The 24,522-nt window shown below is 48.3% G+C and carries 34 protein-coding genes; 12 read left to right on the top strand and 22 right to left on the bottom strand.

The features are described 5' to 3' along the window. Positions 1–223: 223 nt before the first annotated feature. Positions 224–2,302, top strand: a complete 2,079-nt coding sequence (locus IXB28_RS08995) for an NAD(P)H-quinone oxidoreductase subunit 5 (RefSeq protein ID WP_215618238.1) — start codon at positions 224–226, stop codon at positions 2,300–2,302. 138 nt (positions 2,303–2,440) lie between these two features. On the opposite strand, the gene IXB28_RS08990 is transcribed toward IXB28_RS08995, so the two are convergent. Then, a complete protein-coding gene (locus IXB28_RS08990) occupies positions 2,441–3,400 on the bottom strand; it encodes a LysR family transcriptional regulator (protein WP_215618237.1) in 960 nt (319 codons plus the stop codon). 96 nt (positions 3,401–3,496) lie between these two features. On the opposite strand from IXB28_RS08990, the gene chrA reads away from it, so the two are divergent. Together chrA and IXB28_RS08980 are read left to right on the top strand one after the other, a co-directional pair. Continuing rightward, positions 3,497–4,672, top strand: coding sequence for a chromate efflux transporter (chrA, locus tag IXB28_RS08985; RefSeq protein ID WP_215618236.1), 1,176 nt, complete (start codon positions 3,497–3,499; stop codon positions 4,670–4,672). A gap of 152 nt (positions 4,673–4,824) precedes the next feature. Further along, entirely contained in the window at positions 4,825–5,883 is a 1,059-nt protein-coding gene (locus tag IXB28_RS08980) for a DUF1611 domain-containing protein (RefSeq protein WP_215618235.1), read from the top strand. 39 nt (positions 5,884–5,922) lie between these two features. On the opposite strand, the gene infA is transcribed toward IXB28_RS08980, so the two are convergent. The 21 genes from infA to rplC form a co-directional block, all read right to left on the bottom strand. Continuing rightward, positions 5,923–6,147 carry a translation initiation factor IF-1 gene (gene infA, locus IXB28_RS08975; protein ID WP_006276978.1) on the bottom strand — a complete coding sequence of 75 codons (225 nt, stop codon included), beginning with the start codon at positions 6,145–6,147 and terminating at the stop codon, positions 5,923–5,925. 149 nt (positions 6,148–6,296) lie between these two features. Beyond that, positions 6,297–6,851, bottom strand: coding sequence for an adenylate kinase (locus IXB28_RS08970; RefSeq protein WP_215618234.1), 555 nt, complete (start codon positions 6,849–6,851; stop codon positions 6,297–6,299). Next, positions 6,851–8,173: a preprotein translocase subunit SecY gene (gene secY, locus IXB28_RS08965; RefSeq protein WP_215618233.1), complete on the bottom strand. Its 1,323-nt coding sequence runs from the start codon at positions 8,171–8,173 to the stop codon at positions 6,851–6,853. Before secY ends, IXB28_RS08970 begins: the two co-directional genes overlap by 1 nt. An 83-nt stretch (positions 8,174–8,256) precedes the next feature. Next, entirely contained in the window at positions 8,257–8,703 is a 447-nt protein-coding gene (rplO, locus tag IXB28_RS08960; RefSeq protein ID WP_215618232.1) for a 50S ribosomal protein L15, read from the bottom strand. 34 nt (positions 8,704–8,737) lie between these two features. After that, a complete protein-coding gene (gene rpsE / locus IXB28_RS08955; protein ID WP_215618231.1) occupies positions 8,738–9,262 on the bottom strand; it encodes a 30S ribosomal protein S5 in 525 nt (174 codons plus the stop codon). A 22-nt stretch (positions 9,263–9,284) separates the two neighbouring features. Further along, positions 9,285–9,644: a 50S ribosomal protein L18 gene (gene rplR / locus IXB28_RS08950; RefSeq protein WP_215618230.1), complete on the bottom strand. Its 360-nt coding sequence runs from the start codon at positions 9,642–9,644 to the stop codon at positions 9,285–9,287. A 5-nt stretch (positions 9,645–9,649) separates the two neighbouring features. After that, positions 9,650–10,186 (bottom strand): 50S ribosomal protein L6, encoded by a 537-nt coding sequence (gene rplF, locus IXB28_RS08945; RefSeq protein ID WP_215618229.1) that lies wholly within the window; start codon positions 10,184–10,186, stop codon positions 9,650–9,652. 62 nt (positions 10,187–10,248) lie between these two features. After that, positions 10,249–10,650 (bottom strand): 30S ribosomal protein S8, encoded by a 402-nt coding sequence (gene rpsH / locus IXB28_RS08940; RefSeq protein ID WP_215618228.1) that lies wholly within the window; start codon positions 10,648–10,650, stop codon positions 10,249–10,251. Positions 10,651–10,670: 20 nt separating this feature from the next. Continuing rightward, on the bottom strand, positions 10,671–11,216 hold the full coding sequence (rplE, locus tag IXB28_RS08935; protein ID WP_215618227.1) for a 50S ribosomal protein L5: 546 nt from the start codon (positions 11,214–11,216) through the stop codon (positions 10,671–10,673). Between the two features lie 44 nt (positions 11,217–11,260). Further along, positions 11,261–11,572 (bottom strand): 50S ribosomal protein L24, encoded by a 312-nt coding sequence (gene rplX, locus IXB28_RS08930; protein ID WP_215618295.1) that lies wholly within the window; start codon positions 11,570–11,572, stop codon positions 11,261–11,263. 33 nt (positions 11,573–11,605) lie between these two features. Further along, positions 11,606–11,971, bottom strand: a complete 366-nt coding sequence (rplN, locus tag IXB28_RS08925) for a 50S ribosomal protein L14 (protein ID WP_215618226.1) — start codon at positions 11,969–11,971, stop codon at positions 11,606–11,608. 12 nt (positions 11,972–11,983) lie between these two features. Further along, the gene (gene rpsQ / locus IXB28_RS08920) at positions 11,984–12,235 is read right to left on the bottom strand and encodes a 30S ribosomal protein S17 (RefSeq protein ID WP_215618225.1); all 252 of its coding nucleotides are present in this window, start codon (positions 12,233–12,235) and stop codon (positions 11,984–11,986) included. A 9-nt stretch (positions 12,236–12,244) separates the two neighbouring features. Further along, positions 12,245–12,496, bottom strand: a complete 252-nt coding sequence (gene rpmC / locus IXB28_RS08915) for a 50S ribosomal protein L29 (RefSeq protein ID WP_215618224.1) — start codon at positions 12,494–12,496, stop codon at positions 12,245–12,247. A gap of 3 nt (positions 12,497–12,499) precedes the next feature. Next, positions 12,500–12,919, bottom strand: a complete 420-nt coding sequence (rplP, locus tag IXB28_RS08910; protein ID WP_215618223.1) for a 50S ribosomal protein L16 — start codon at positions 12,917–12,919, stop codon at positions 12,500–12,502. 39 nt (positions 12,920–12,958) lie between these two features. After that, positions 12,959–13,690, bottom strand: coding sequence for a 30S ribosomal protein S3 (rpsC, locus tag IXB28_RS08905; RefSeq protein ID WP_215618222.1), 732 nt, complete (start codon positions 13,688–13,690; stop codon positions 12,959–12,961). Positions 13,691–13,732: 42 nt separating this feature from the next. Beyond that, positions 13,733–14,095 carry a 50S ribosomal protein L22 gene (gene rplV / locus IXB28_RS08900; RefSeq protein WP_215618221.1) on the bottom strand — a complete coding sequence of 121 codons (363 nt, stop codon included), beginning with the start codon at positions 14,093–14,095 and terminating at the stop codon, positions 13,733–13,735. Between the two features lie 11 nt (positions 14,096–14,106). Beyond that, positions 14,107–14,385 (bottom strand): 30S ribosomal protein S19, encoded by a 279-nt coding sequence (gene rpsS / locus IXB28_RS08895; protein ID WP_163661956.1) that lies wholly within the window; start codon positions 14,383–14,385, stop codon positions 14,107–14,109. Positions 14,386–14,456: 71 nt separating this feature from the next. Then, positions 14,457–15,320, bottom strand: coding sequence for a 50S ribosomal protein L2 (gene rplB / locus IXB28_RS08890; protein ID WP_215618220.1), 864 nt, complete (start codon positions 15,318–15,320; stop codon positions 14,457–14,459). Positions 15,321–15,360: 40 nt separating this feature from the next. Next, a complete protein-coding gene (locus tag IXB28_RS08885; protein WP_215618219.1) occupies positions 15,361–15,666 on the bottom strand; it encodes a 50S ribosomal protein L23 in 306 nt (101 codons plus the stop codon). Continuing rightward, positions 15,659–16,291: a 50S ribosomal protein L4 gene (rplD, locus tag IXB28_RS08880; protein ID WP_215618218.1), complete on the bottom strand. Its 633-nt coding sequence runs from the start codon at positions 16,289–16,291 to the stop codon at positions 15,659–15,661. The genes IXB28_RS08885 and rplD overlap by 8 nt, the downstream gene beginning before the upstream one ends. Positions 16,292–16,309: 18 nt before the next feature. Beyond that, positions 16,310–16,954: a 50S ribosomal protein L3 gene (rplC, locus tag IXB28_RS08875; protein ID WP_215618217.1), complete on the bottom strand. Its 645-nt coding sequence runs from the start codon at positions 16,952–16,954 to the stop codon at positions 16,310–16,312. 589 nt (positions 16,955–17,543) lie between these two features. Between rplC and ndhN the strand changes: the two genes are divergently transcribed. The 9 genes from ndhN (at position 17,544) to rplQ (ending at position 24,515) form a co-directional block, all read left to right on the top strand. Beyond that, on the top strand, positions 17,544–18,017 hold the full coding sequence (gene ndhN / locus IXB28_RS08870; RefSeq protein WP_215618216.1) for an NAD(P)H-quinone oxidoreductase subunit N: 474 nt from the start codon (positions 17,544–17,546) through the stop codon (positions 18,015–18,017). 87 nt (positions 18,018–18,104) lie between these two features. Then, positions 18,105–19,235 (top strand): circadian clock protein LdpA, encoded by a 1,131-nt coding sequence (gene ldpA / locus IXB28_RS08865; protein ID WP_215618215.1) that lies wholly within the window; start codon positions 18,105–18,107, stop codon positions 19,233–19,235. Positions 19,236–19,332: 97 nt separating this feature from the next. Beyond that, a complete protein-coding gene (locus IXB28_RS08860; RefSeq protein ID WP_215618214.1) occupies positions 19,333–21,132 on the top strand; it encodes a R3H domain-containing nucleic acid-binding protein in 1,800 nt (599 codons plus the stop codon). Between the two features lie 130 nt (positions 21,133–21,262). Further along, on the top strand, positions 21,263–21,670 hold the full coding sequence (gene psb27 / locus IXB28_RS08855) for a photosystem II protein Psb27 (RefSeq protein ID WP_215618213.1): 408 nt from the start codon (positions 21,263–21,265) through the stop codon (positions 21,668–21,670). A gap of 239 nt (positions 21,671–21,909) precedes the next feature. Then, the gene (rpmJ, locus tag IXB28_RS08850) at positions 21,910–22,023 is read left to right on the top strand and encodes a 50S ribosomal protein L36 (RefSeq protein WP_006515920.1); all 114 of its coding nucleotides are present in this window, start codon (positions 21,910–21,912) and stop codon (positions 22,021–22,023) included. A 105-nt stretch (positions 22,024–22,128) separates the two neighbouring features. Next, the gene (gene rpsM, locus IXB28_RS08845) at positions 22,129–22,509 is read left to right on the top strand and encodes a 30S ribosomal protein S13 (RefSeq protein WP_215618212.1); all 381 of its coding nucleotides are present in this window, start codon (positions 22,129–22,131) and stop codon (positions 22,507–22,509) included. 158 nt (positions 22,510–22,667) lie between these two features. Continuing rightward, positions 22,668–23,060 carry a 30S ribosomal protein S11 gene (gene rpsK, locus IXB28_RS08840; RefSeq protein WP_215618211.1) on the top strand — a complete coding sequence of 131 codons (393 nt, stop codon included), beginning with the start codon at positions 22,668–22,670 and terminating at the stop codon, positions 23,058–23,060. 66 nt (positions 23,061–23,126) lie between these two features. Beyond that, entirely contained in the window at positions 23,127–24,074 is a 948-nt protein-coding gene (locus tag IXB28_RS08835; protein ID WP_215618210.1) for a DNA-directed RNA polymerase subunit alpha, read from the top strand. A gap of 90 nt (positions 24,075–24,164) precedes the next feature. Then, on the top strand, positions 24,165–24,515 hold the full coding sequence (rplQ, locus tag IXB28_RS08830; RefSeq protein WP_215618209.1) for a 50S ribosomal protein L17: 351 nt from the start codon (positions 24,165–24,167) through the stop codon (positions 24,513–24,515). Positions 24,516–24,522: the final 7 nt, after the last annotated feature.

The following is a 24,522-nucleotide window of genomic DNA, read 5'->3' as shown; positions in this document are numbered from 1 at the left end:
GCAAAAAATAACCTTTTTCTCAGGATCGCTAAGGCCGCCTAAAGTCCCTGTGACAAGAGTCCCCAGTGGGCTTGATTTTTATCCATTGGCAATGAGTATTTGCTCAAGGAAAAATCAATGTCTCGCAAGAAAGCCCGTTTAAAGTCGGAGAGCGGGTCAGCTCGCATGTGTCACAATGTAGGCGGTTTTGCCAACTTGAGTGGGCAGGCACCAAACACGCATTATGGAATCCTTCGAAACTCTCTATTCTTACGCTTGGCTCATCCCAGCGCTGCCACTCCTCGGTGCAGCGATTGTGGGGGTGGGTCTGATTAGCTATAGCGACGCGACCAGCAAGTTGCGCACGCCTAGCTCGATATTTATCGTCAGCCTGATTGGGGCGGCGATGGTGATGTCCTTTGGTTTGTTCTGGAGTCAGTGGAACGGCCATGAACCCTATTCATTTATGTTTGAATGGGCGTCGGCTGGAAGCTTTAAGCTCCAGATGGGATACACCATCGATCATTTAGCCTCGCTGATGTTAGTGATTGTGACCACCGTGGCCTTCCTTGTGATGGTGTACACCGATGGTTACATGGCGCACGATCCTGGCTATGTCAGGTTTTATGCCTATTTAAGTCTATTTAGCTTTTCCATGTTGGGCTTAGTTTTGAGCCCCAACCTGGTGCAAATTTATGTGTTTTGGGAGCTAGTGGGCATGTGCTCCTACTTGCTCATTGGTTTTTGGTACAACCGCAAACCGGCGGCGGATGCTTGCCAAAAAGCGTTTGTGACTAACCGAGTGGGGGACTTCGGTCTACTCCTTGGTATGCTCGGCATTTTTTGGGCCACTGGCAGCTTTGAATTTGACATCATGGGTGAGCGCCTCACCCACATGGTAGAGGTGGGCACCTTGCCCGGTGCCATCGCGGCGCTATTTGCCATCCTTGTGTTTATGGGGCCGATGGCCAAGTCAGCTCAGTTTCCACTCCATGTGTGGTTGCCTGACGCGATGGAAGGTCCCACTCCCATTTCGGCCCTGATTCATGCGGCCACCATGGTTGCGGCTGGTGTATTTCTGATTGGTCGGATGTACCCGGTGTTTGAAGAAATCCCCATTGCAATGAATACCATTGCCTATGTGGGTGCCTTCACGGCATTAATGGGAGCCACCATTGCCATTACCCAGAACGATATTAAGAAAGGCTTGGCCTATTCCACCATGTCCCAGCTGGGCTACATGGTTATGGCCATGGGGGTGGGGGCCTACAGTGCGGGTCTTTTCCACCTGATGACCCATGCTTATTTCAAGGCCATGCTGTTCCTCGGCTCTGGTTCTGTGATCCATGGCATGGAAGGTGTGGTGGGGCATAACCCAACCTACGCCCAGGACATGCGCCTGATGGGTGGCCTGCGCAAGTATATGCCCATGACGGCAATTACATTTTTGATTGGCACCCTGGCAATTTCTGGAATTCCTCCTTTTGCTGGTTTCTGGTCGAAGGATGAAATTCTAGGGTCTACATTTCAGGTGAGTCCTTTACTTTGGGCCATTGGCTGGGTGACGGCCGGGATTACGGCGTTCTATATGTTCCGCATGTATTTCTCCACATTTGAAGGGGAGTTTCGCGGTACTAATGAATCCATTAAGGAGCAGTTGCGCATCGAACATTTACAGTCGATGGGCGCTTCCCTAGGTCCTGGTGCCATGAGTACTCAGGAATTGCCCACCTCTGAAGAAGCCCATGGCCATGACGATCATCACCATGCTTCTGAGCCCCATGAGTCGCCATTAACAATGACTCTGCCACTGATGATTTTGGCGGTGCCTTCTATGTTGGTGGGTCTGATGGGTACGCCCTTTGCGAACTACTTTGAGGCGTTTATTTCAGCGCCTGGTGAAGTGGTTACGGTGGCTGAACTGGCTGAGGAGTTTGACCTCCATGAGTTTGTGGTCATGGCGGGTAGCTCGGTGGCAATCTCCGTTGTGGGGATTACCTTGGCGGTGTTGATGTATGTGGTGAAGGTGGTTGATCCGGGTGCGATCGCAGCTAAAATCAAGCCTCTTTACAACTTCTCCCTCAACAAGTGGTACGTCGATGACATCTACGATGTCGTGTTTGTCCAAGGTAGCCGGAAGCTGGCTAAGGTCGCCCTCATCACAGACATCAAATTAGTTGATGGCATTGTCAATCTAACCGGGTTCCTCACCCTGATTACGGGGGAAGGTCTGAAGTATCTCGAAACAGGTCGCGCGCAGTTCTATGCACTAATTGTGTTTGGAGCTGTATTAGGTTTGGTGTTGCTATCCGGTCTCACCTAATTCTGCTGATAAAAGCGGGGGCTTACGCCTCCCTTTTGCGAACATAGGTTTTCGACTATAAAAGGACAGGCAAAACTGCCTGTCCTTTATTTTTTTCAATATTGAATCTGTTGCCAGACAACGACAGCTTGATGCGGCTTAGCCGACAGGGGCTGCCTCTTTGCCAGACATGGGCTGCCCCAAACCTGGCAGGAACTGCTTGGCGAGGGCGGGGCTTTCCTCTAGTAAATACTTTAAAAAGCTTTCAGCAACTACAGATAGTTGCTTGCCAGCCAAATGGCCAACATACCACTGTCGAGGGATGGGAAATCCCTCTATATCGAGGATGGCAAATTCCCCACTGGTGCCTTCTGAAATAATCGTATGCTGCGACAGAACAGAGACTCCCAATCCACCCGCAATACCCTGTTTAATCGCTTCATTGCTACCCAACTCTAGACGGACTTTCACGTCGACATCATTAGCGGCAAATAATTTTTGCACAGCCTCGCGGGTACCCGATCCCGGTTCGCGCATAATAAATGGCTCATTATTCAAAGCGCTAATGGGAATATTTTTCTTGCTAGCTAGGGGATGATCGGTGGGGGCAATAACCACTAGCGGATTATCTAGGAACGGATAGGTTTTGAGATCTGGTTGGCTGGGCAGTTGGCTAAAAATAAACAGGTCGTCCTGGTTATTGATCATTCTTTCTTGAATGTTCTGGTGATTAGTCACCTTGAGGGAAATATCAATGCCAGGGTATCGCTTACAAAAAGGCCCCAGTAGCCTGGGCACAAAGTATTTTGCAGTTGTAATGACCGCAAGGCTAAGTTTGCCTTGCTTCATTCCCTTCAGGTCCGCAATGGACATTTCGAACTGGGCTAATCCCTGAAAAATTTCTTGGCAGGTTTCCAGCAGCTTTTTACCTGCCTGGGTTAGATACAGACGCTTGCCAATTTGCTCAAAAAGTGGAAGTCCTACGGCTTTTGTAAGCTGCTTGACTTGTATAGAAACCGTTGGCTGGGTTAAATAAAGTTCTTCAGCTGCCCGGGTAAAACTACCGTGGCGCGCAGTGGCTTCAAACACCTTAAGTTGATGGAGCGTCGCATGAATCACGGCTGAGTCCTCGTTGCAGCGGTTGTTTGTAAATCGTACCCTTCTCTTTTATAGACTCTATTCTATCAAAGAAACCTATTAGAGTGGATTTTTTCTATGAATGCCCAATTAATGAGGCTTCAAGAGCTAGCGTTGTTATTTCTCAAGCTTGGGCTAATTGGTTTTGGTGGACCTCAGGCTCACATTGCCCTGATCAGTGACGAAGCTGTCGACCAAAAGGGCTGGTTAGATACGGATGAATTTAGTGATGGCCTGGCCATTTGTGAAATGTTGCCGGGGCCAGCCTCTACCCAAATGGGCATTTACACCGGCTATGTTTATGGGGGTTGGCTCGGTGCATTAGTGGCCGGACTCGCCTTTATTACCCCGGCATTTTTTATCGTGGTGGGTTTGAGTTGGGCCTATTTTCAGTTTCAGCAGCTACCTCAGCTACAGGCCCTCTTTTTTGGTTTAGCGCCTGTGATGATTGCGATCATTGTGGGCTTTTGTTACAAGCTAGGTCGCAAATCGATTCAGACTTGGCTCAGTTTTGGGATTGTGATTTTGGCGTTTCTGGCCAGTGTCTTTAGCGACCTCAGTACGCCGATGGTTTTTTTGTTGGCGGGGCTATTGGGCCTGGGCCTATATGGACCTGCGGGGTTACGCCTCCATAGTTTTATGCCTTTAGGATTGGTTGTCAGTGGGCAGACTCATTTTTGGGGTAATGAGCGAATTGTGAGCTATGGGTGGCCGTTGTTTACTTTTTTCCTGCAAGTTGGCACTTTGATTTTTGGCGGTGGGCTAGTCATCATTCCCCTCTTAGAATTCGAAGTGGTGGAGCGGTTGGGGTGGCTCTCCACCACAGACTTTATTAATGGCGTGGCCATTGGCCAGCTCAGTCCTGGGCCTGTGGTCTTAACCGCCGCTTTTGTTGGTTACAAAGTGGCTGGTTTTTTGGGGGCGTTGGTTGCTGCTATTGGGATTTTTACACCATCGTTTCTCTTTATTATGTTGGCGGCACCCTTGTTGGTGCATTTGCGGCGGAATGCTTGGGTACAGGCTGGTTTGAAGGGGATTAAGCCGGCTGTTGTGGGGGCTATTTTGGCCGCAGCGGTTCCCCTGGGGCATGTTGCGTTTGTGCAGATGAACCTAGTCTTGTCAGGACTGGCTATTTTGCTTGCGATCGCATCCCTTGTTGGGCTGATTCGCTTTAAGGTAACGGCATGGAAGCTGATCTTACTAGGGGCAGCCATTGGACTTTTGGGCTATCCATTGTTAGGCGACGGGCCTTAGGTTTTGAGCCTCAAAACTTAAGCCTCAAGTTTTGAGTTTTAAATTTGAGTTTTAAATTGTTCTAAATAGAACGTTATACATAGAACAAAAAAATCAGATAAAAAAACTCATAATTCAGACCTCCCTGTTTCACCTCATATGTCGTACTCCCCATGCACCTAAAATCCCACCATCGCATTGCCATTTTGTTGCACAACGGTATTACTGGAGAAAAGGGAAAAACGGGATTAGCGCTGCTACGCTACAGTGACAATCCGATTGCTGTGGTCGTTGATGAAACCTGCGCGGGCAAATCGGTTCAGGAGTTAACGGGGATTGAGCGTGAGGTGCCCATTGTGGCCACCATGTCAGAAGCGTTGGCCTATGGGGCAGATGTTTTGGCTATTGGGTTGGCTCCATCGGGTGGGCGCTTGCCAGACCCTTGGGTAAATGATGTGCGCATTGCGATCGCAGCAGGCCTCAGCGTTATGAACGGTCTCCACACCTACTTCAACGACGACCCCAGTTTGACGAAGCACCTTAACCCTAATCAATATCCTGAACAGTGGATTTGGGATATGCGCCAAGAACCGCAAGGCCTTTCCGTCGGGGCTGGCAAAGCTCGACATCTGACCTGTCGACGGATATTAGCTGTGGGGACCGACATGGCCGTAGGCAAAATGTCCACCTGCATCGAACTCAATCGTGCGACTAAGGCTAAAGGTTTAACCTCTCAGCTCATTGCTACGGGACAGACCGCCCTAATGCTAGGTGCCCCAGGCATTGCCCTTGATGCTGTACGTGTCGATTTTGCATCGGGGGCAGTGGAGCAGGCCGTTTTATCCCATGGTGAAAATAACGATGTGCTTTATATAGAGGGGCAGGGTTCACTGCTCAATCCAGCTTCGACGGCAACTTTGCCACTCATACGAGGTAGCCAACCAACACATCTAATATTGGTACACAAAATTGGTCTGGGACATATTCAGCACTTCCCAGACTTTATAATCCCTTCCATAGAAAAGGTCATCTCTCTCTATGAATCGGTGGCAGCGGCAGGCGGTACCTTTACCGCACCTCGCGTCGTTGGCATTGCCCTCAATACCTTTAAGGCAAATGAAAATACAGCTAGAGATGCAATTTCCGCTCTGACTAAAACTACCGGACTTCCCTGCACGGACGTAGTTCGCTTTGGACCAGCCCCAATTTTAGATGCAGTTCTTGGCAGTTAAAGTGCGGCTAAAAGCGTATGTTTCAAGTAGCTTAAAGATTTACTTTTTCCTTAAACGGTAAGTAATCCGACCCTTAGTTAAGTCATAGGGAGTGAGCTCAACTTTAACGCGATCCCCTGGCAAAATTTTGATGTAGTTGCGGCGAATCTTACCAGAAATATGAGCTAGTACATTAAACCCATTATCCAAATCAACGCGAAACATGGCGTTAGGAAGAGATTCGGTAACAGTCCCTTCCATTTCAATTAAATCTTGCTTAGACAATTAGCTATCCTCAATTTGATTAAAAGTGCAAACAAAGCGGACGAACTGAAGTAAGCTCATCCGCTGGTGGTGATGATCTAAGAGTAACAAACGATACCCTTGGATATGATCAATCAGTTCCTAAGTATCTGTCTAAGGGGTAGGATCTGTTAAGCCTGCAGAACCTGCTTCAATTCAGCCGCCACTGCATCCATAGGCTGATGGCCATTAATCGATACAAGCTGTTGACGATTCCTAAAATATTCAATCAAAGGCTCAGTTTGCTGGCGATAAACTTCCAGTCGGTTGCGAATAACATCTTCGTTATCATCTTTGCGACCGCGTGCCAAAAGCCTAGATACTAAAATATCGTCAGGCACTTCAAGATTGAGGACGCATTCGCAGGGCTGACTAATTTCAGCCAAAAGCTTATCTAAAAAATTCGCCTGACTGACATTGCGTGGGAAACCATCCAAAATCCAGCCCTTAGATGCATCCTCTTCATTTAGGCGATTGCGAATCAGATCCAAAATCAAATCATCCGGAACCAATTCACCTGCATCCATGTAGGTCGCAGCTTTTTGCCCCAGCTCAGTTTTAGCCGCAACTGCTGCACGCAAAATGTCACCAGTTGAAATGTGAGGAACACTGAATTCCTCGGAAATAACTGCTGCTTGGGTACCTTTACCGGCCCCTGGAGGGCCTAAAAAAATGATTCTGATCACTATTTTTTCACCATACCTTCGTAACGTTGGGAAATCACATAGGTCTGAATCTGCTTAGCAGTGTCGATTGCCACACCAACAAGAATTAGCAGAGACGTCGCTCCTAAACCTTGGAAAACGGTTACGCGTAAACCACTTTCCACCATACTTGGTACCACAGCGACCACACCTAAGAAAATCGCACCAAGGAAGGTTAAACGGTTCAACACCTTACCAATGAAATCGCTGGTAGCTTTACCAGGGCGGATGCCTGGTATGCTAGCTCCCATTTTTTTGAGGTTCCGTGACATATCTTCAGGATCTACGACCAGCGATGCATAGAAATAGCTGAAGAACAAGATCATTACCAAGTACATCAGATTGTAGGGGAGAGATCCTGGACTCAGGAAACTATTCACAAAATCTGACACCCCTTGGTTTTGCAGGGTGTTGGCAATGTAAGGAGCTGCCTGCAGTGGCAGCACTAGAATTGCGGATGCGAAAATGATTGGCATCACACCGCCTTGGTTTAGGCGTAGGGGCAAATAGTTGCTCTTTTCTAGATAGAGCTTGCGCCCAACCTGACGTCGTGCCGAAACAATAGGAATGCGACGCATGCCTTCTTGAACGAAGACAATACCCACGACCATTGCTAGATACACAAGGCTAACAACCACAATGCCCGCCACCTCTTGTCTTGTAGAGTTAGGGTTTTGAGCAACGATGACTGCGCTATTTAGCAGGCGAGGGAGTGAGGAAACAATGTTTAGGAAAATTAGCAACGATGCGCCATTGCCTACACCGCGTTCAGTAATGAGCTCGCCTACCCACATGACAAACATGGAGCCTGCTGTGAGTGCGATCGCAGTTTCCACAATGAAAGGAATCCCAGGCTGATTGGCAAAAGGGCTAAGCAAAAAGCTAGCCAGCAAAGTGCTCTGCAACACAGCCCAGCCCATCGCTACATACCGTGTAATCTGAGAAATTTTACGGCGCCCAGCTTCTCCTTCATTTTTCTGTAAGTCTTCAAGTTGAGGAATTGCAGCCGTTAACAGCTGCATGATGATGGAGGCATTAATATAGGGCAAAATTCCCAGGGCAAAAATTCCCAGTAGGGATAAACCACCCCCGACAAAGATGTCTAGAAATCCCAGTAACCCTCCAGCATCAACCTGTTGCGAGAAAGCAACACGATCAATACCAGGTACCGGTATATACATGCCCAGGCGCACCAGCACTAATAAGCCAAGGGTCACCAATATTCGTCCACGCAGACCGGCTGCTTGAGCCATCTGCAAAAAGGTTTCCTGAGCACTGGGTGTCTTTCCTCGACTGACGACCATAGTTTTAAATTCTCATTAAACACAAGCTGCACCCAGGCGAAAACCCAAAGTACAGCTACGATACGTAAACTTATTTTAGAGGCTTATGCAACGATTTCACAGGTGCCGCCAGCAGCCTCGATCTTAGATTTTGCACTATTGGTAAATGCAGCAGCCTTCACAGTTAAAGCAACCGCAACATCACCATCGCCCAATACCTTGAGGGGACCATCGTTAGACGTAATAATGCCTACTTCCATTAAGGATTCTAACGTCACTTCTGTGCCCGCAGGCAATTCAGCCAAACGTGCAACATTCAGAACCGTATAGACTTTCTGATTAACAATGGGAAAGTGCTTAAGCTTCGGAATTCGGCGATATAAAGGAAGCTGACCACCCTCAAAGCCAGGGCGTGTAGGCCGACCTGAACGGGACTTTTGGCCACGCATTCCAAAGCCACAGGTGGCACCTTGACCTGCCGCAATACCTCTACCTACACGACGACGACGGCGGCGTGAACCAGCTTTAGGTTGAGCATCCTCTAATCTCATTTTTCTAAATCCAATAAATTCCTTTATTTCCAACCTAAGCGTAAAGCTTCTCGAGCGACACCCCTCGCTCTTTGGCTACTTCAGAGAAGGTTCTCAATGCAGCCAATGCATCTGCAGCTGCGCGTGCATTGTTGAGTTGATTGCCCGAACCTAGCTGCTTAGCTAAGACATTTCGGACGCCTGCCAATTCAAGGACTGTACGGACAGCACCACCAGCAATTACACCAGTACCAGGAGCTGCAGGACGCATAAATACTCTTGCACCACCGGCTTCACCCGTTGAAGGATGAGGTAATGAATAGGATTTCGTTAACGGTACATCCACCAGGTTCTTTTTGCCATCGGCTACGCCTTTCTTCACGGCACCAATAACATCGCTAGCTTTGCCAACGCCTACACCCACCTGGCCTTTCTCATTGCCAATAACCACGATGGCTCGGAAGCTCAGCTTTTTACCACCTTTCACAACTTTGGTAACGCGGCGGATTTGCACCACACGTTCCTGCCATTCTGAATCTTTCTCTTTGCCCTTATTACCTTTACGACGCTCTTTTGCCATGATTTAAACCTTTTAAAAAGTCCTAGAAATCCAGACCAGCTTCGCGAGCCGCTTCTGCTAAAGCTGCAACTCGACCGTGATATAAATTACCGCCGCGGTCGAAGACCACTTGCTTAATGCCCTTTTCTAAAGAGCGCTCAGCAACTAGCTTACCAACCTTAGCGGACGCATCCTTAGTAGCTCCACTAGCATCATCTTTGATGTCCGCATCTAATGTAGATGCAGCTGCTAAAGTGTGATGCTTATAATCATCAATAACCTGAGCATATATATGGTTATTGGAACGATAGACAGCTAATCTAGGCCGATCAGCAGTGCCTTTGATCCGGCGACGAATGCGTGAGTGGCGACGTTGGGTAGATTGCTTACGTGTAGCTTTCATGTCAATTATTTCCCTGCCTTACCAGCCTTACGTCTAACCATCTCACCGAGATAGCGTACGCCCTTACCCTTATAAGGTTCAGGCGGCCGCGCATCGCGAATCTTTGCGGCAATAGTGCCAACCAATTCCTTATCAATTCCACTAATAATTACATTAGTGTTGCTTTCGACTTTAAAGTCGATGCCGGCTGGTGGTTCGAACTCAACGGGATGGCTATAGCCCAGATTCATAGTTAAAGTTTTACCCTTAACCGCAGCACGATAACCTACACCTTTAATCTCAAGGCGTTTTTCAAACCCCTTAGAAACGCCCTCAATCATATTGGCAATTAAGGTGCGAGACAAGCCATGATAAGCCCGTGACGGACGTGAATCATCCTGGCGAGTTATAACAATCTTTTCCCCATCTTGGGCAACACTCACTTGCGCAGGCAATGTGCGAGATAGCTCTCCCTTGGGCCCCTTAACAATCACCGATTGACTATCAATAGACACGGTTACACCTGAGGGGACAGGCACTGGCTTTTTACCAATCCGAGACATTTTGAATCCTTCCCTAACAGCCAGAAACGGCTTTGAAAACAACTAGTACAAACACAAATGTATTACCAGACGTAACAGAGAACCTCGCCTCCTACTCCTTTAGTTCTGGCATCCCTATCGGACATAATGCCACTCGAAGTAGAAACGATAGCAACGCCAATACCTCCTAATACCCGAGGTAGGTCCTTACAGCTGGAATAAACGCGCAAACCTGGCTTACTAACCCGAGTTAAGTTACGGATAATAGGCTGCTGAGTTTTGCCTTTATACTTCAGCTTCACAGTAATCATTTGAGCGACACCTTCAGTTGACTCGTCAGTGTCTCCAATAAACCCTTCTTCCTGAAGCACCTTTGCAATATTGCGGGTAACTTTGGTAGATGGAATTTGGACAGTCCTATGCCGCGCAAGATTTGCATTTCGGATGCGCGTCAGCATGTCTGAAATCGTATCGTTAGACGCCATATTTCTCTCTCGTATAAACCTTAGCTATCCCGGAACGGCATTCCTAGTTCTTTCAGAAGGGCCCGCCCTTCCTCGTCTGTCTTGGCAGTAGTGACAATTGTGATGTCCATACCCCGAACTTGATCGACACTGTCGTAGTCAACTTCAGGAAAAATTAACTGCTCTCGTAATCCCAAGGTATAGTTGCCGCGACCATCAAAACTTTTAGGACTTACCCCTCGAAAATCTCGGATACGAGGCAGTACTAAATTGATTAAGCGATTTAGGAATGCGTACATTCGCTCTGCGCGAAGAGTAACCATAACGCCTACTGGCATGCCCTGACGGATCTTAAATCCAGCAATCGCTTTCTTTGCGCGTGTGATGACAGGTCGCTGACCCGTAATTACACCCACCTCGCTCACCGAGGCCTCTAATGCCTTCGCATTTTGGGATGCTTCCCCTAAGCCACGGTTGACAGTAACTTTGAGCACTTTCGGTACTTCGTGTACGTTTTGATACTCAAACTGTTCCATAAGCTTGGGAACAACTTTAGTGTTATAAAAATCTTTGAGCTGTTCGGCCATGTTTTCTTTCCTTTCCCTGGGCTTGGTCAGGGACAACGGTTTGTCTAATCAATGATTTCGCCTGTCTTTTTCAAGATGCGAACTTTACGGCCGTCGTCTGTGAAGGTATGACCAACACGACTAGCTACTTTTTCCTTTTTGGAATAAAGCATTACATTCGAACTATGAATAGGGAATTCGGATGTAACAATTTGGCCTGATTCACCTTCTTGTCTAGGCTTAACGTGCTTTGTGCGAATATTAACGCCTTCCACAACTACCTGACTTTTCTTAGGCAAAACATCTGTAACTTCACCGACTTTGCCCTTATCTCTGCCGGTGATAACTTGTACAGTGTCACCCTTTTTGATGTGCATCTTGTGACGCACAGGATCTTTACTAGCCACTACTTACAATACCTCCGGTGCCAATGAAACGATTTTGGTAAAGTTTCGGTCTCTTAGCTCACGAGCTACTGGCCCAAAAACACGTGTGCCTTTGGGATTATTGTCGGGGTTAATCAACACAGCTGCGTTGTCATCAAAACGGATACTCATGCCACTGCTGCGACGAAGATTTTTCTTGGTTCGTACGACAACAGCGCGCACAACATCTGACTTTTTCACAGCCATGTTGGGTAACGCATCTTTTACAACTGCGATAATCACGTCACCTACGCTAGCGTAGCGGCGATTTCCACCCAGGACACGAATACACATCAACTTACGTGCACCACTGTTGTCCGCTACATTTAAATATGTTTCCTGCTGAATCATTGGTTGGTTCCCTTACACTTTCTCAGAACGACCTAAAATATCGGCAACAACCCAGCACTTTGTGCGACTTAGAGGTCGGGTTTCGCGGATACGAACAATATCCCCGGCCTTGCACTCATTGGTATCATCGTGCGCTTTGTACTTTTTAGTACGAACAACGATTTTTTGATACTTAGAATGGGGTACACGATTCTCAACAGCCACAACGACTGTTTTGTCCATTTTGTCGCTAACAACGCGTCCTGTTAATTCCTTCGCTGCCATAGCTATTTACTACTCCTCGCCACTTGCTACTGTATCTTCACTATTACTGGCCACACTAGCTTTGAGCTGGCGCTCACGCTCGATAGTCATTAGTTGCGCAAGTTTGCGACGAGCATGCTTGAACTGATGAAACCCGGTTTCCATCCGGCGAGTGGCCAAATTGAAACGTAGATCAAACAGTTCTCGCTTCAAACTAGAAATCTCGGTAGAAAGCTCATCATCACTTAGCTTTCTTAGGTCTTTTGCCTTAGAAAGTGCCATTGCTTAGTCCTCCAATCCTTCGCGAGCGATGAACTTAGTTTTGAATGGCAACTTGAAGGAAGCTAAGCGCATCGCCTCACGTGCAATTTCTTCAGGAACACCTGTAATTTCAAAAACTACCCGGCCTGGTTTAATGACAGCGACCCAAAATTCAGGGTTACCTTTACCAGAACCCATACGGGTTTCGGCAGGACGCATAGTCACAGGCTTATCGGGAAATACGCGGATCCAGATTTTTCCGCCACGTTTTACATATCGGGTCATGGCACGACGAGCCGCTTCAATTTGGCGGGATGTCATCCATGAGCATTCGGTGGCTTGCAGAGCGTAGTCACCAAAGGTAATGGTGCTACCCTTGTGGGCCATACCGCGCATTCGGCCGCGATGCTGCTTACGAAATTTTGTTCTTCTAGGGCTCAGCATGGTGCTTAAACAGGCTAAATAGCTACAGACAGATCAGAATTAAGAGTCGTTGGAGCGATCCTCGAACTGCTGCCGACGACGTGGTTGCCGACGACGTGGTTGATTATTTGCAGGTTGAGGCTTTTCTTCCTGCCCTGGGATGATCTCTCCCTTGAATACCCAGACCTTGATACCTAAAATTCCATAGGTAGTTTGTGCGGTCTTGTATGCATAATCAATGTTGGCTCGCAGTGTATGGAGAGGTACGCGACCCTCACGAGTCCATTCAGTTCGCGCAATCTCAGCGCCATTTAGACGACCGCTAACCTGAATTTTGATCCCTTCAACACCGGCTCGCTGAGCTCGCTGAATAGTTTGTCGTACTACACGACGGAAAGAGACGCGGCGTTCCAACTGTTGAGTAATGTACTCGCCAATTAGGGCAGCTTCTGCATCAACGCGGGCAACCTCAATCACGTTGATGCGAATCTGACGCGTATTATCCTTCAGTTTCTTTTGTAATCCGGCCCGCAACGATTCAATGCCGGTTCCACCGCGGCCAACCACCACACCCGGGCGAGCCGTATGTACTTCTAAATCAATTTGGTCAGCCTTACGGGCAATTTTGATATCAGAAATGCCGGCATTGTTGAGGGTCTTTTCAATGAACTGGCGAATAGTATGATCTTCCTGCAATTGGCCAGGATATTGCCTTGAATCGGCATACCAACAGGAAGCATGTTCCTTGGTAATGCCAAGCCGGAATCCAATTGGGTGAATTTTCTGTCCCACAGACTTCTACCTTATACAGAGTTAACAGTGACAAATTTTGCTCTAGCTAGGGGAGCCAGGCGCAACAGCGATAGTAATGTGACAAGTCGGCTTCCGGATTTGGTAAGCACGGCCTTGGGCACGAGGGCGGAAACGCTTTAATACGGGACCTTGATCAGCAAAAGCCTCACTGATGTATAGGTCCACTGGATCCATGCCATTGTTATGTTCTGCATTGGCAACGGCAGAGCGCAGAACCTTCAAAATAGGTTCACAGGCTCTGTATGGCATAAATTCAAGAATGATCAATGCTTCTCTATACGAGAGGCCACGAATTTGGTCAAGCACTCGGCGCACCTTATGGGGTGACATACGAATGTAGCGAGCGACAGACTTGACCTGATTACTACTATCAATTTCAACCATGACAAACCTCCCTAACGTCTCGCTTTTTTATCACTTTTGACATGCCCTCGGAACGTGCGGGTGGGAGCAAACTCACCGAGTTTATGACCCACCATTTGTTCGCTGACATATACGGGAACATGCTGACGGCCATTGTGAACCGCAATAGTGTGACCAATCATCTGTGGAATGATTGTTGAAGCACGAGACCAGGTTTTGATAACCTGCTTGTCTCCTTTTGCATTGAGTTTTTCAATCTTTTTGAGCAGATGATCTGCAACAAAAGGACCTTTTTTGAGAGAGCGAGCCATAATTGCGCCAGTCTAAAAACAATTGGATGAATAACAAGGATTTTTCAGAGCATCACCGCTACATTGCAGCGTTATGAATCGCGACCACCACGACCACGTTTGGAGGAACGACGGCGACGACGAACAATAAGCGATGAACTGGATTTTTTCTTGTCGCGTGTCTTGTAACCCAGCGCTGGCTTACCCCAAGGCGTTACCGGCCCGCTACGGCCAATAGGAGCACGACCTTCACCACCACCGTGGGGGTGGTCAACCGGGTTCATTACACTACCGCGAACCTCGGGACGTCTTCCTAGCCAGCGTTTGCGTCCAGCTTTACCAAGGGTGACGTTGCGAGCTTCGACGTTGCCCACTTGCCCAATGGTGGCATAGCACTCACGGCGTACCATGCGAACTTCACTAGAAGGTAGTTTAAGGGTGACATACCCGCCTTCTTTCGCCATAACCTGTGCAGAGGCTCCAGCGGCACGAACAATTTGTCCCCCTCTCCCTGGATATAGCTCAACATTATGGACTGAAGTACCCAGGGGCATCTTATGTAGAGGTAATGCATTACCTACTTCCAAAGGTGCCTCAGGACTAGCAATAATGCTTGAACCTACAGCTAATCCAACTGGGTGAAGGATGTATCGCTTTTCCCCGTCTTCGTACTGAACCAATGAAATACGAGCATTTCTATTGGGATCGTATTCAACCGACAGTACTTCAGCGGTCATTTCTCGCTTATCACGCTTAAAGTCGATAATGCGATAAAGCCGTTTGTGTCCACCTCCGCGATGACGGCAGGTGATTACACCACGATTATTTCTGCCTTTAGGACGGTGAATCGAGCGCGTTAGTTTCTTTTCCGGCTTACTCCGAGTGATTTCTGAAAAGTCAGAAACACTGCGCTCACGAGTTCCTGGAGTTAGAGGCCGATAAGTACGAATTCCCATGATTTAATCTGCAAACTTATAATTAGTGCTAAGGCCGTTATTAGACATCTGGGAAGAGGGGAATGCTATCTCCCTCAGCAAGGGTTACAACCGCTCTCTTGTATGTAGCCTTATAACCGATGAATCGACCAAGACGCTTCTTTTTACGAGGTGGGTTCATGGTGCTAATACCAGTAACCTTGACCTCGAATAAAGCTTCAACAGCTGCCTTTATTTCCGGTTTGGTTGCTTTAGGTGCAACATCAAACGTGTATTGGTTATTTTCCAGATTCAACGTTGCTTTTTCGGTGATGATAGGCCGACGCACAATATCTGGTAAATCTCTGGAGTCAATTGCTTTAGGCACTGTATACCTCCTGGATTTTCTCTAGAGCTGCAGCTGTGACTACTAACTTATCGGCTAGCACAATGTCGTATGCATTGAGGTTTGTAGCCAAAATGAGTTTGATCTTTTCTACATTGCGTACGGAACGATAAACAGTTTCGTTCTTCTCGGCTACGATCATCAAAACCTTATTGCCTGATTCGATGCCCCAACGTTCCATGGCTGAAAGAACCTCTTTTGTTTTGGGTTCTGACAACTGGTCTGCAAAGTCTTGAACGACGACCATGTCATCAACTCTGCTCTGAAATGCTGTGCGAAGAGCTAGACGACGCTCCTTGCGGTTCATTTTGATCTCGAAATCGCGGGGTTTGGGGCCAAAGATGACACCACCACCACGCCATAGAGGAGAACGATTCGAACCAGCGCGTGCACGACCAGTGCCTTTCTGACGCCAAGGTTTACGTCCACCACCGCGCACTTCGGAACGTGTCTTGGACGAAAGCGTGCCCTGACGAGAATTATGCATTTGGCGCAGAATTGCCCGGTGCACAATGTGAGCAGCGTTATCTTCCTGAGCGACTTTTAGATCCAGGGTTGCAGTGCCTGAATCAGAGCCTTGCCAATCTTTTACTACGCAATCAACCATGATGAGTGTTTCGCCCCCTTACTTCTTTTTATTGCCAACAATATTTGCAGGGGCAATATTTAACAATGCGCCTGGTTTTCCAGGGACAGCGCCTTTCACCAATAAGACGTTGCGATCGCTGTCAACTTTGACAACCGATAACTTGCGTACTGTGACTTGCACATTACCCAGTTGCCCTGCCATTTTCTTGCCAGGATAAACACGGCCTGGAGTGGTTCCTGGACCGATTGAACCTGGAAGACGGTGGTTTTTGGAACCGTGGGTCATAGGACCCCGCTTAAAGTTGTGACGCTTTTGGTTGCCCGAAAACCCTTTACCAATGCTCTTACCGGAGACATCTACCAATTGCCCGGCTTCGAAGATGTCCGCTGCTAAGGTTTGACCGAGTTCAAATGATGAACTGTCATCCAGGCGATACTCGCGTAAATGACGCAAATTAGGCGCACCTGACTTCTTTAGGTGACCCAATTTCGGCTTATTCAATGATTTTTCTGCTACTTCCTGATAGCCAATCTGCACGGCGCAGTAGCCATCGGTTTGCTGTGTTTTGACTTGAGTAACAACACAGGGACCGGCTTGAATGACTGTAACTGGCACAGCGTTGCCATCGTCATCAAACACCTGAGTCATTCCCAGCTTTGTCCCGAGAATACCGACAGACACAATCAATCTCCAACTAACGTCAATTGCTAACTAAATAGACAGCCAGCAATTTTTGCTCCTTGTTTTTTCACAGCGGGAGCAAGAACCCAGAGAAACCAGAACACAAGATCCCATGATTCTCTGGAAATTCAACCGTATTTGATTGAATACTTCACTGAAATGGCTAGGGTGCACGTTGCAGTTGAAATATCTATGCAACTGTGGCTAATCCTTTTGAGCCCAATTCGATGCCTTAGACTTAAGCAAATTGCTCAGTTTCTAAATTAGCAACGGTCTCTAATCCTACAGAGATTCGTTGCGATTGTCCATTGTTTTTTGAAAATAACTTTTAGCTTGATTTTTCGAGTAGTGCATTCGTGCCCTGGCTAACGTAGAAGCACCTACACATTGGGCTTGGTCCGTTTGATGTGCTTGCGTAGATTTAGTGACGGGCCATATCTTGACGATTTTTGGACGGCTTTTGGAGGACAGTACCCCGAAGAGGAGTAACTTCGTTCAATTAATTCTTTGCTTTTTTATAGGAGGTGGCTGATAACGGCATTACTATATTTAGTGAATGAGTTAGTTATGGCGCTGTTCGCATAGGTCTATGGGATTACTTGTACTCGGCAATCGATTTGTTCGCGACTTAGAAAGTAATGGCGCATTAGCTGTGCGGGTGCCTTTAGAAGGCGGTTTTGAAGGTCGCTATCAGCGACGTATGCGAGCCACTGGTTATGAGAGTCTGCATCTCAGTGCTCGTGGGTTAGGGGATTTGTCGGCCTACCTGCGCGATGTGCATGGTGTTCGGCCACCCCATCTCGGTAAGAAGAGCAATGGCCAAGCAGCGGTCGGGGATCGTTATTTTGTGCCGCCGGTGCTTGATTATCGGTTAGAGCGCATGGCCCCTGGCATGAAAGGTATTGTTCTGTGGTTGATTGAAGGCCATATTCTGTCTAGCCAGGAGTTGGCTTATTTGGTGGCCCTATGCGAGGCAGATACTCGGATCAAGGTTGTGGTTGAACTGGGTGGGGAGCGCGTCTTCAAATGGTTTCCACTGAAGGACTCTGTTCAGTCTGCCTAATGGCCACCGGCCAAGAACATCTGTTCTATAATAAATAAAGTTTTAGACTCAGTTATTTGCTGGCTCTATTGGCGAAAGTATAGGTGGGTGACTATTCCTCACGATTCTGTTAGATCCCTCAGGTTAGGGCAATGGTTCAAGCTTATTTGTGGCGCTAGCTATCAAGATATTCCGCGGGTGCGAAATTTAGCCCTGGTTTATAGCTTGGCTGGTGTGGATTGTATTGACGTTGCTGCTGACCTGGCCATTGTGCGTGCGGCTCGTCGGGGTATTGCTGCCTCAAGGGGCTTGCTCAAACGAGCTGCCCCTTTGCTGATGGTGAGTTTTAATGACGGGCAAGACCCTCATTTTCGCAAGGCTTGGTTTGATGTGCGGCAATGCCCAAGCGATTGTTTAAGACCGTGTGAGCAGGTCTGCCCCGCTGAGGCAATTTTACCCTTAGCGCAACTTCGGGAAGGTCGGTTGGGGGTCTTGCCAGAGCGTTGCTACGGGTGCGGTCGTTGTTTGCCCGTTTGCCCCCATGGTGCTTTGGAAGAACATGCGTTTCAGGTTTCTGTGGATGCAGTGCTGCCTGATTTGGTACCCCATGTTGATGCCGTTGAAATTCATACTCGTGTGGGTCGACAGGCCGAATTTCAAGCGTTATGGCGTCGATTGGCTGGGTATATCCCGCACTTCCAGGTGGTGGCGGTGAGTTGCCCCGAAAGCGATGTCTGTGATGTAAGTGTTGCAGACTATTTGAGGGATTTGTATCGAGCCATGGAACCTAAGCCCAAGTGTTTGATCTGGCAGACGGATGGTCGCCCGATGAGCGGGGATATTGGACGGGGGACCACCCACGCTACGATTCGTCTGGCCCAAAAAGTTTTAAAGGCTGGTTTACCTGGCTATGTTCAATTGGCGGGTGGCACCAATCATTACACGGTCTCTAAGTTGCGATCGCTCGGTTTACTAAAGCATCTGCACGGGGCTGATGCGGTGCCTACAGTCGCTGAAAGGATCCATGGCATTGCCTATGGCAGCTATGCCCGTAGCTTGGTAGACGTTGGTGATGAGCCCTTGGAAACTTGCCCGGAAAAGTTATGGCAGCAAGTTGGGGTGGCTTGTGACCTTGTGGGTCAAATTAAACCAGGTGCGCGGCATCGCCCAGAGATTGTGCAGTCGTTGCATCACTACGGCTACAGCTCTCAAGTGGCTGCGGCCCCCCTGCCACCTTGACGGCTGAGGTGTGAATTGATCGGTTAAGGGACCTGGCTGCAACCTGCTGCCACAAAATGCTTCCCGTTGCTAAGTTTTCTGTTTCATTGCTGACTCTATGGTTCGTTCAGACGACTATCAAGCTGTGCCGCCCTCAACGTCTTCTAACGTGTCTGAGAAAAATTCCTCTGGGTATGACGATTTGGAGCAGCTCCTGAGCATTTTGCCTGCTCAGTTGAGCCAACCATTGAGCAATCATCCTCAACGCCATCAGCTCATCGAAGTGATTCTTGACTTGGGGCGATGTCCTGAAGCTCGCTTTCCGGGGAAGGCCGATTATCTATCGGATCAGGTGATTTCTAAGGCAGATTTAGAGCATTGCATCGAGCGTGTAGGAGCGTTTGGTGGGGATAATCGCGCTGGCATTGAAAAGACGCTACATCGCATCAGCGCTATGCGGAATCGAGCTGGAGACATCATTGGCTTAACCTGTCGTGTGGGCCGTGCTGTTTTCGGGACAGTGGAAATGATTCGCGATTTGGTGGAATCTGGGAAATCAATTCTGCTTTTGGGCCGTCCTGGTGTGGGGAAAACCACTGCCCTGCGTGAGATGGCTCGGGTATTAGCCGATGATCTTGACAAACGTGTGGTGATTATTGATACGTCCAATGAAATTGCCGGGGATGGTGATATTCCTCACCCTGCCATTGGCCGTGCTCGCCGGATGCAGGTTGCGAAGCCCGAATTCCAGCATCAGGTGATGATTGAAGCCGTGGAAAACCACACGCCAGAAGTGATCATCATTGATGAAATTGGCACTGAATTAGAGGCGTTAGCAGCGCGTACGATTGCTGAGCGGGGCGTGCAATTGGTCGGCACTGCCCACGGTAATCAATTGGAAAACTTGATTAAAAACCCCACATTAGCTGACCTGGTGGGGGGCATTCAGACGGTGACCCTAGGAGATGATGAGGCTCGCCGCCGTGGGAGTCAGAAGAGTGTGCTCGAGCGCAAAGCTCCGCCTACGTTTGATATGGCTATTGAAATGCTAGAGCGGCAGCGATGGGTGGTCCATGAGGATGTTTCGACTACGGTGGATCACTTGTTAAGGAGGCGGTTGCCTGAAACTCAAATTCGCACCGTGGGCGAAAATGGCAAGGTTTTGATTACCCATGAGCTACCTGAGGTGCCGAGTCAGCGTCGTACAACGGCCAGACGGCCTGCAAAGCGAGGGTGGCGAGAAGCCGGGCATATGAAGCCAGTGCAGACAGCAGCTCCTTTAGCTGGCACCTTGACGGGGCCAACCTCTTTGACGAGTGCTCCGGCTGCAACAGATGACTTTCAAGCTCTGTTAGATCAGCAGTTAGATACGTCAGATTTAGAACTGTCTACGCCTGTAGGGCCTAATGGTGAGGATTTGGTGCCCATTTACCCCTATGGGATCAGTCGGGAGCAGTTACATCATGTGATTGATACCTTGAAGCTCCCGGTGTCTGTGACTAAAGAGCTAAGTGTTGCGGAGGCTGTTTTGGCACTGCGATCGCACGTGCGCAATCACTCCAAACTCAAAACCATCGCTAAATCACGTCAGCTGCCGATCTACACCGTCAAGTCCAATACCATTCCGCAAATTACCAGAGCTCTTCAGCGGTTGTTAGATATTGATCCGCGAGACCAGGCCGAAGCCATCGATCTATCTCTGTTTACGCGTCAAGGTGCAGATGATGAGCTGGAAGCGTTGGAAGAAGCTAGATTGGCGGTCGAACAGATTGTGATCCCCAAAGGTCAACCCGTAGAGCTATTGCCTCGCTCCGCCAAAATTCGCAAGATGCAGCATGAGCTAGCTGAGCACTATCGATTGAAGTCTTTAAGTTTTGGCGATGAACCTAACCGCAGACTGCGTATTTTTCCAGCTTAGTTGTTTGGTTAGTTAGACAGCTCTCCAGTGAAAATTTCTGTCTTGGCCCCCATTCAGATAATATGAACAACAGTGGCCCATGGGCTATACACACAGAAGTGGAACCCTCTTCAATTGGGATATAGATTTTATGAAACGTATTCTGTCTCGTTTGTTTGCCTTCACCCTGGTGGCGCTTTTAGGCCTCACCGGCTGCGGTGGTGATGGGATGGGAGCCGACGGTTTGAGCGGTAACTATCGTCAAGATGCTATAGACGTAGTTGCGACGTTGAGAACGGTGATTGATTTACCAGCCGATGCTCCGAACCTGCCCGAAATGCGTTCTCAAGCAAGACAGACAATCAACTCCTTCTCTGCGCGCTATCGTCGTTCTGCTTCCGCTTCCAGCCTGAGTTCGTTTGCGACTATGCAAACCGCTCTGAATGCCTTGGCTGGTCATTACAGTTCCTATCCCAATCGTCCCATTCCTCAAAAGCTCAAAACCCGTTTAGAGCAAGAGTTTAAGCAAGTAGAACTGGCACTCCGCCGAGAAGCCTAACCTAATATCCATTAGGCCTAATGGATATTAGGCCTAAGCGCTAACAATCACAACACAAAGCTGCGGTAATTAATTGCCGCAGCTTTTTTGTTGTGGCTTGCCCATATGCGCCTTTAGCTAAAGGGGGCTAGCAAAGGTATAACGAGCTATCAAATGTTCGCAATGAAAATTAATTGACTGCTTGTGAATCTATTTGCTACGATTACACTTCTGTAGGCAATTTTTATTACATTTTCAGCATGAAAGTACGGGCATCCGTCAAGAAGATGTGCGACAAGTGCCGGGTGATCCGTCGGCGCGGTCGTGTAATGGTGATTTGTTCTAACCCTAAGCATAAGCAACGTCAGGGTTAGGCGCTGTAACAGGTTTGACTGATTATTTCGATTCAATTCAGTGATTGGCAATTGGTTCAATTGCAGCAGTTTGACTGCAAAACAATAAGCTAGGGAGAAAGCACGGTGGCACGTATTGCGGGCGTTGACCTACCCAGGGATAAGCGCATTGAGATTGGTTTGACCTATATCTACGGTATTGGTCCTAGTCGATCTAAGGAAATTTTGGCAAAGACTGGGGTCAATGCCGATATTCGCGTTAAAGATTTGGCAGATAGCGATGTCGCCAAATTGCGCGAAGTTGTAGAAGGCGACTATCAGATCGAGGGTGATCTGAGACGTTGGGAAAGTATGAACATTAAGCGGCTAATGGACATTGGCTGCTACAGAGGACGACGTCACAGGTTAGGTTTGCCTGTTCGTGGTCAACGTACTCGCACAAATGCCCGTACGCGCCGTGGTAAGCGCCTAGCTATTGCCGGTAAAAAGAAGCCAGCTAAGAAGTAGTGTTTACATGGTCTGTGGGTGAGGTGTTTGCTTTTCTCTTGGAAGTTAAGTGTCGCTTTGCACGCAGAAATTGGCGTGAAATGCAGTACCGGTAATAAATCTGTATTTCTGGTGCTGAGTGAAAGTTTAAGAGTTAACGTTTTCGGAAGACACGAATTATGGCAAAAGGCGTAAAACGCTCGGGTGGGCGTAAGCTCAAGAAAAATGTCCCCAATGGTGTTGTTCATATTCAATCAACATTCAACAACACCATTGTGACCATTACCGATACTAAAGGTGATGCGGTTTCATGGGCTTCAGCGGGTTCTAGCGGTTTTAAGGGGGCCAAAAAAGGCACTCCTTTTGCGGCTCAAACTGCGGCTGACAGTGCTGCCCGTAGAGCTATGGATCAGGGGATGCGACAGGTCGAAGTAATGGTTAGCGGCCCTGGTGCTGGCCGTGAGACGGCTATTCGTGCGCTTCAAGGAGCGGGTTTAGAGATTACGTTGATTCGTGATGTCACCCCGATCCCTCACAATGGCTGCCGCCCACCAAAGCGTCGCCGCGTCTAAACAATCGGAGTCTGTTATCTGACGGAGTCGCCGTGAGGCACTAGCGATATAAGAGAGGTTACTGCAGTGGGACAGTTTCAAGTTGAATGCGTAGAGTCAATTGTTGAAGATGACCAGAGCCAATTTAGTCGGTTTGTCATCGAACCCCTGGAGCGTAGTCAAGGTATTACGGTTGGTAATTCCCTAAGGCGGGTTTTGCTATCCAACTTAGAAGGGGCGGCGATCACGGCAGTGCGGATGGCAGGAGCAAATCATGAATTTGCGACTATTCCGGGCGTTCGTGAAGATGTGTTAGATATTATTCTCAACCTTAAGGAAGTCGTTCTTAAGACCTATACCAATCAGCCGCAAATTGGTCGTTTGGCTGTGCAAGGTCCTGCTACAGTAACTGCTGCGCATTTTGAGCTGCCGGCTGAAGTTGAACTTATAAATCCAGATCATTACGTTGCATCCGTAGCCCAAGGCCATACCCTCGAAATGGAATTTCGAGTAGAAAATGGTCATGGTTATCGTTCGGTTAGGAATAATCGTGACGAAGCGACTGCATTAGACTTTATGCAGATCGACGCTATTTTCATGCCTGTCCGCAAGGTAAATTATTCTGTGGAAGAAACGATTGTGGGGGCCGATCAGCCCAAGGATCGTTTAATCATGGAAGTGACTACCAATGGGAGTCTGACTCCCCAGCAGGCTATGAGTCAGGCGGCTGACGTGTTGGTGGATCTGTTTAGCCCGCTTAAGGATGTAACGCTTGAGCCTAAGCGCGATGAGGACGTTAAGGAAGAAGATACAACGTATCAAATTCCAATTGAAGAGCTTCAGCTTTCTGTTCGTGCTTACAACTGTCTGAAGCGTGCCCAGATCAATTCTGTATCTGACTTGCTGGATTACAGCCAAGAGGATCTTTTAGAGATCAAGAACTTTGGTCAGAAGTCCGCAGAAGAGGTTGTGGAAGCTTTGCACTATCGCTTGGGAATTACCCTGCCGTTAGAAAAGCCAGCTAAGTCTTCCTAGATTTTTTGTTGGCCTCGAATTTTTTCAGGCCAATTTTTTCCGGAGCCCCAGGCTTCGGTTTTTTCTTGTTTAACTAACCGAGGAGAAGTAATGCGTCATCGTTGTCGTACGCCCCATTTGGGCAAACCTGCTGACCAGCGCCGTGCTTTGTTGCGATCGCTAACGACTGAGCTTATTCGTCATGGTCGGATTAAAACTACCCTGACTCGCGCCAAGGCTGTTCGTTCTGAAGCAGAACGGATGATTACCCTGGCTAAAGAAGGGTCTTTGCCAGCCCGTCGTCGTGCCATGGGATACATGTATGACAAGGATCTTGTTCATGCCCTATTCGAGCAAGCTCCTTCCCGTTATGCCGAGAGAAAAGGTGGCTATACACGCATTGTGCGTACTGTTAGTCGTCGTGGGGACAACTCCGTAATGGCCATTATTGAGCTTACTTAATTATCTC

It is taken from the genome of Leptothoe kymatousa TAU-MAC 1615, from assembly GCF_018739865.1.
Taxonomy (GTDB): domain Bacteria; phylum Cyanobacteriota; class Cyanobacteriia; order Phormidesmidales; family Phormidesmidaceae; genus Leptothoe; species Leptothoe kymatousa.
Note: the sequence above shows the minus strand (reverse complement) of the source record. Positions and strands in the feature narration are given on the sequence as shown.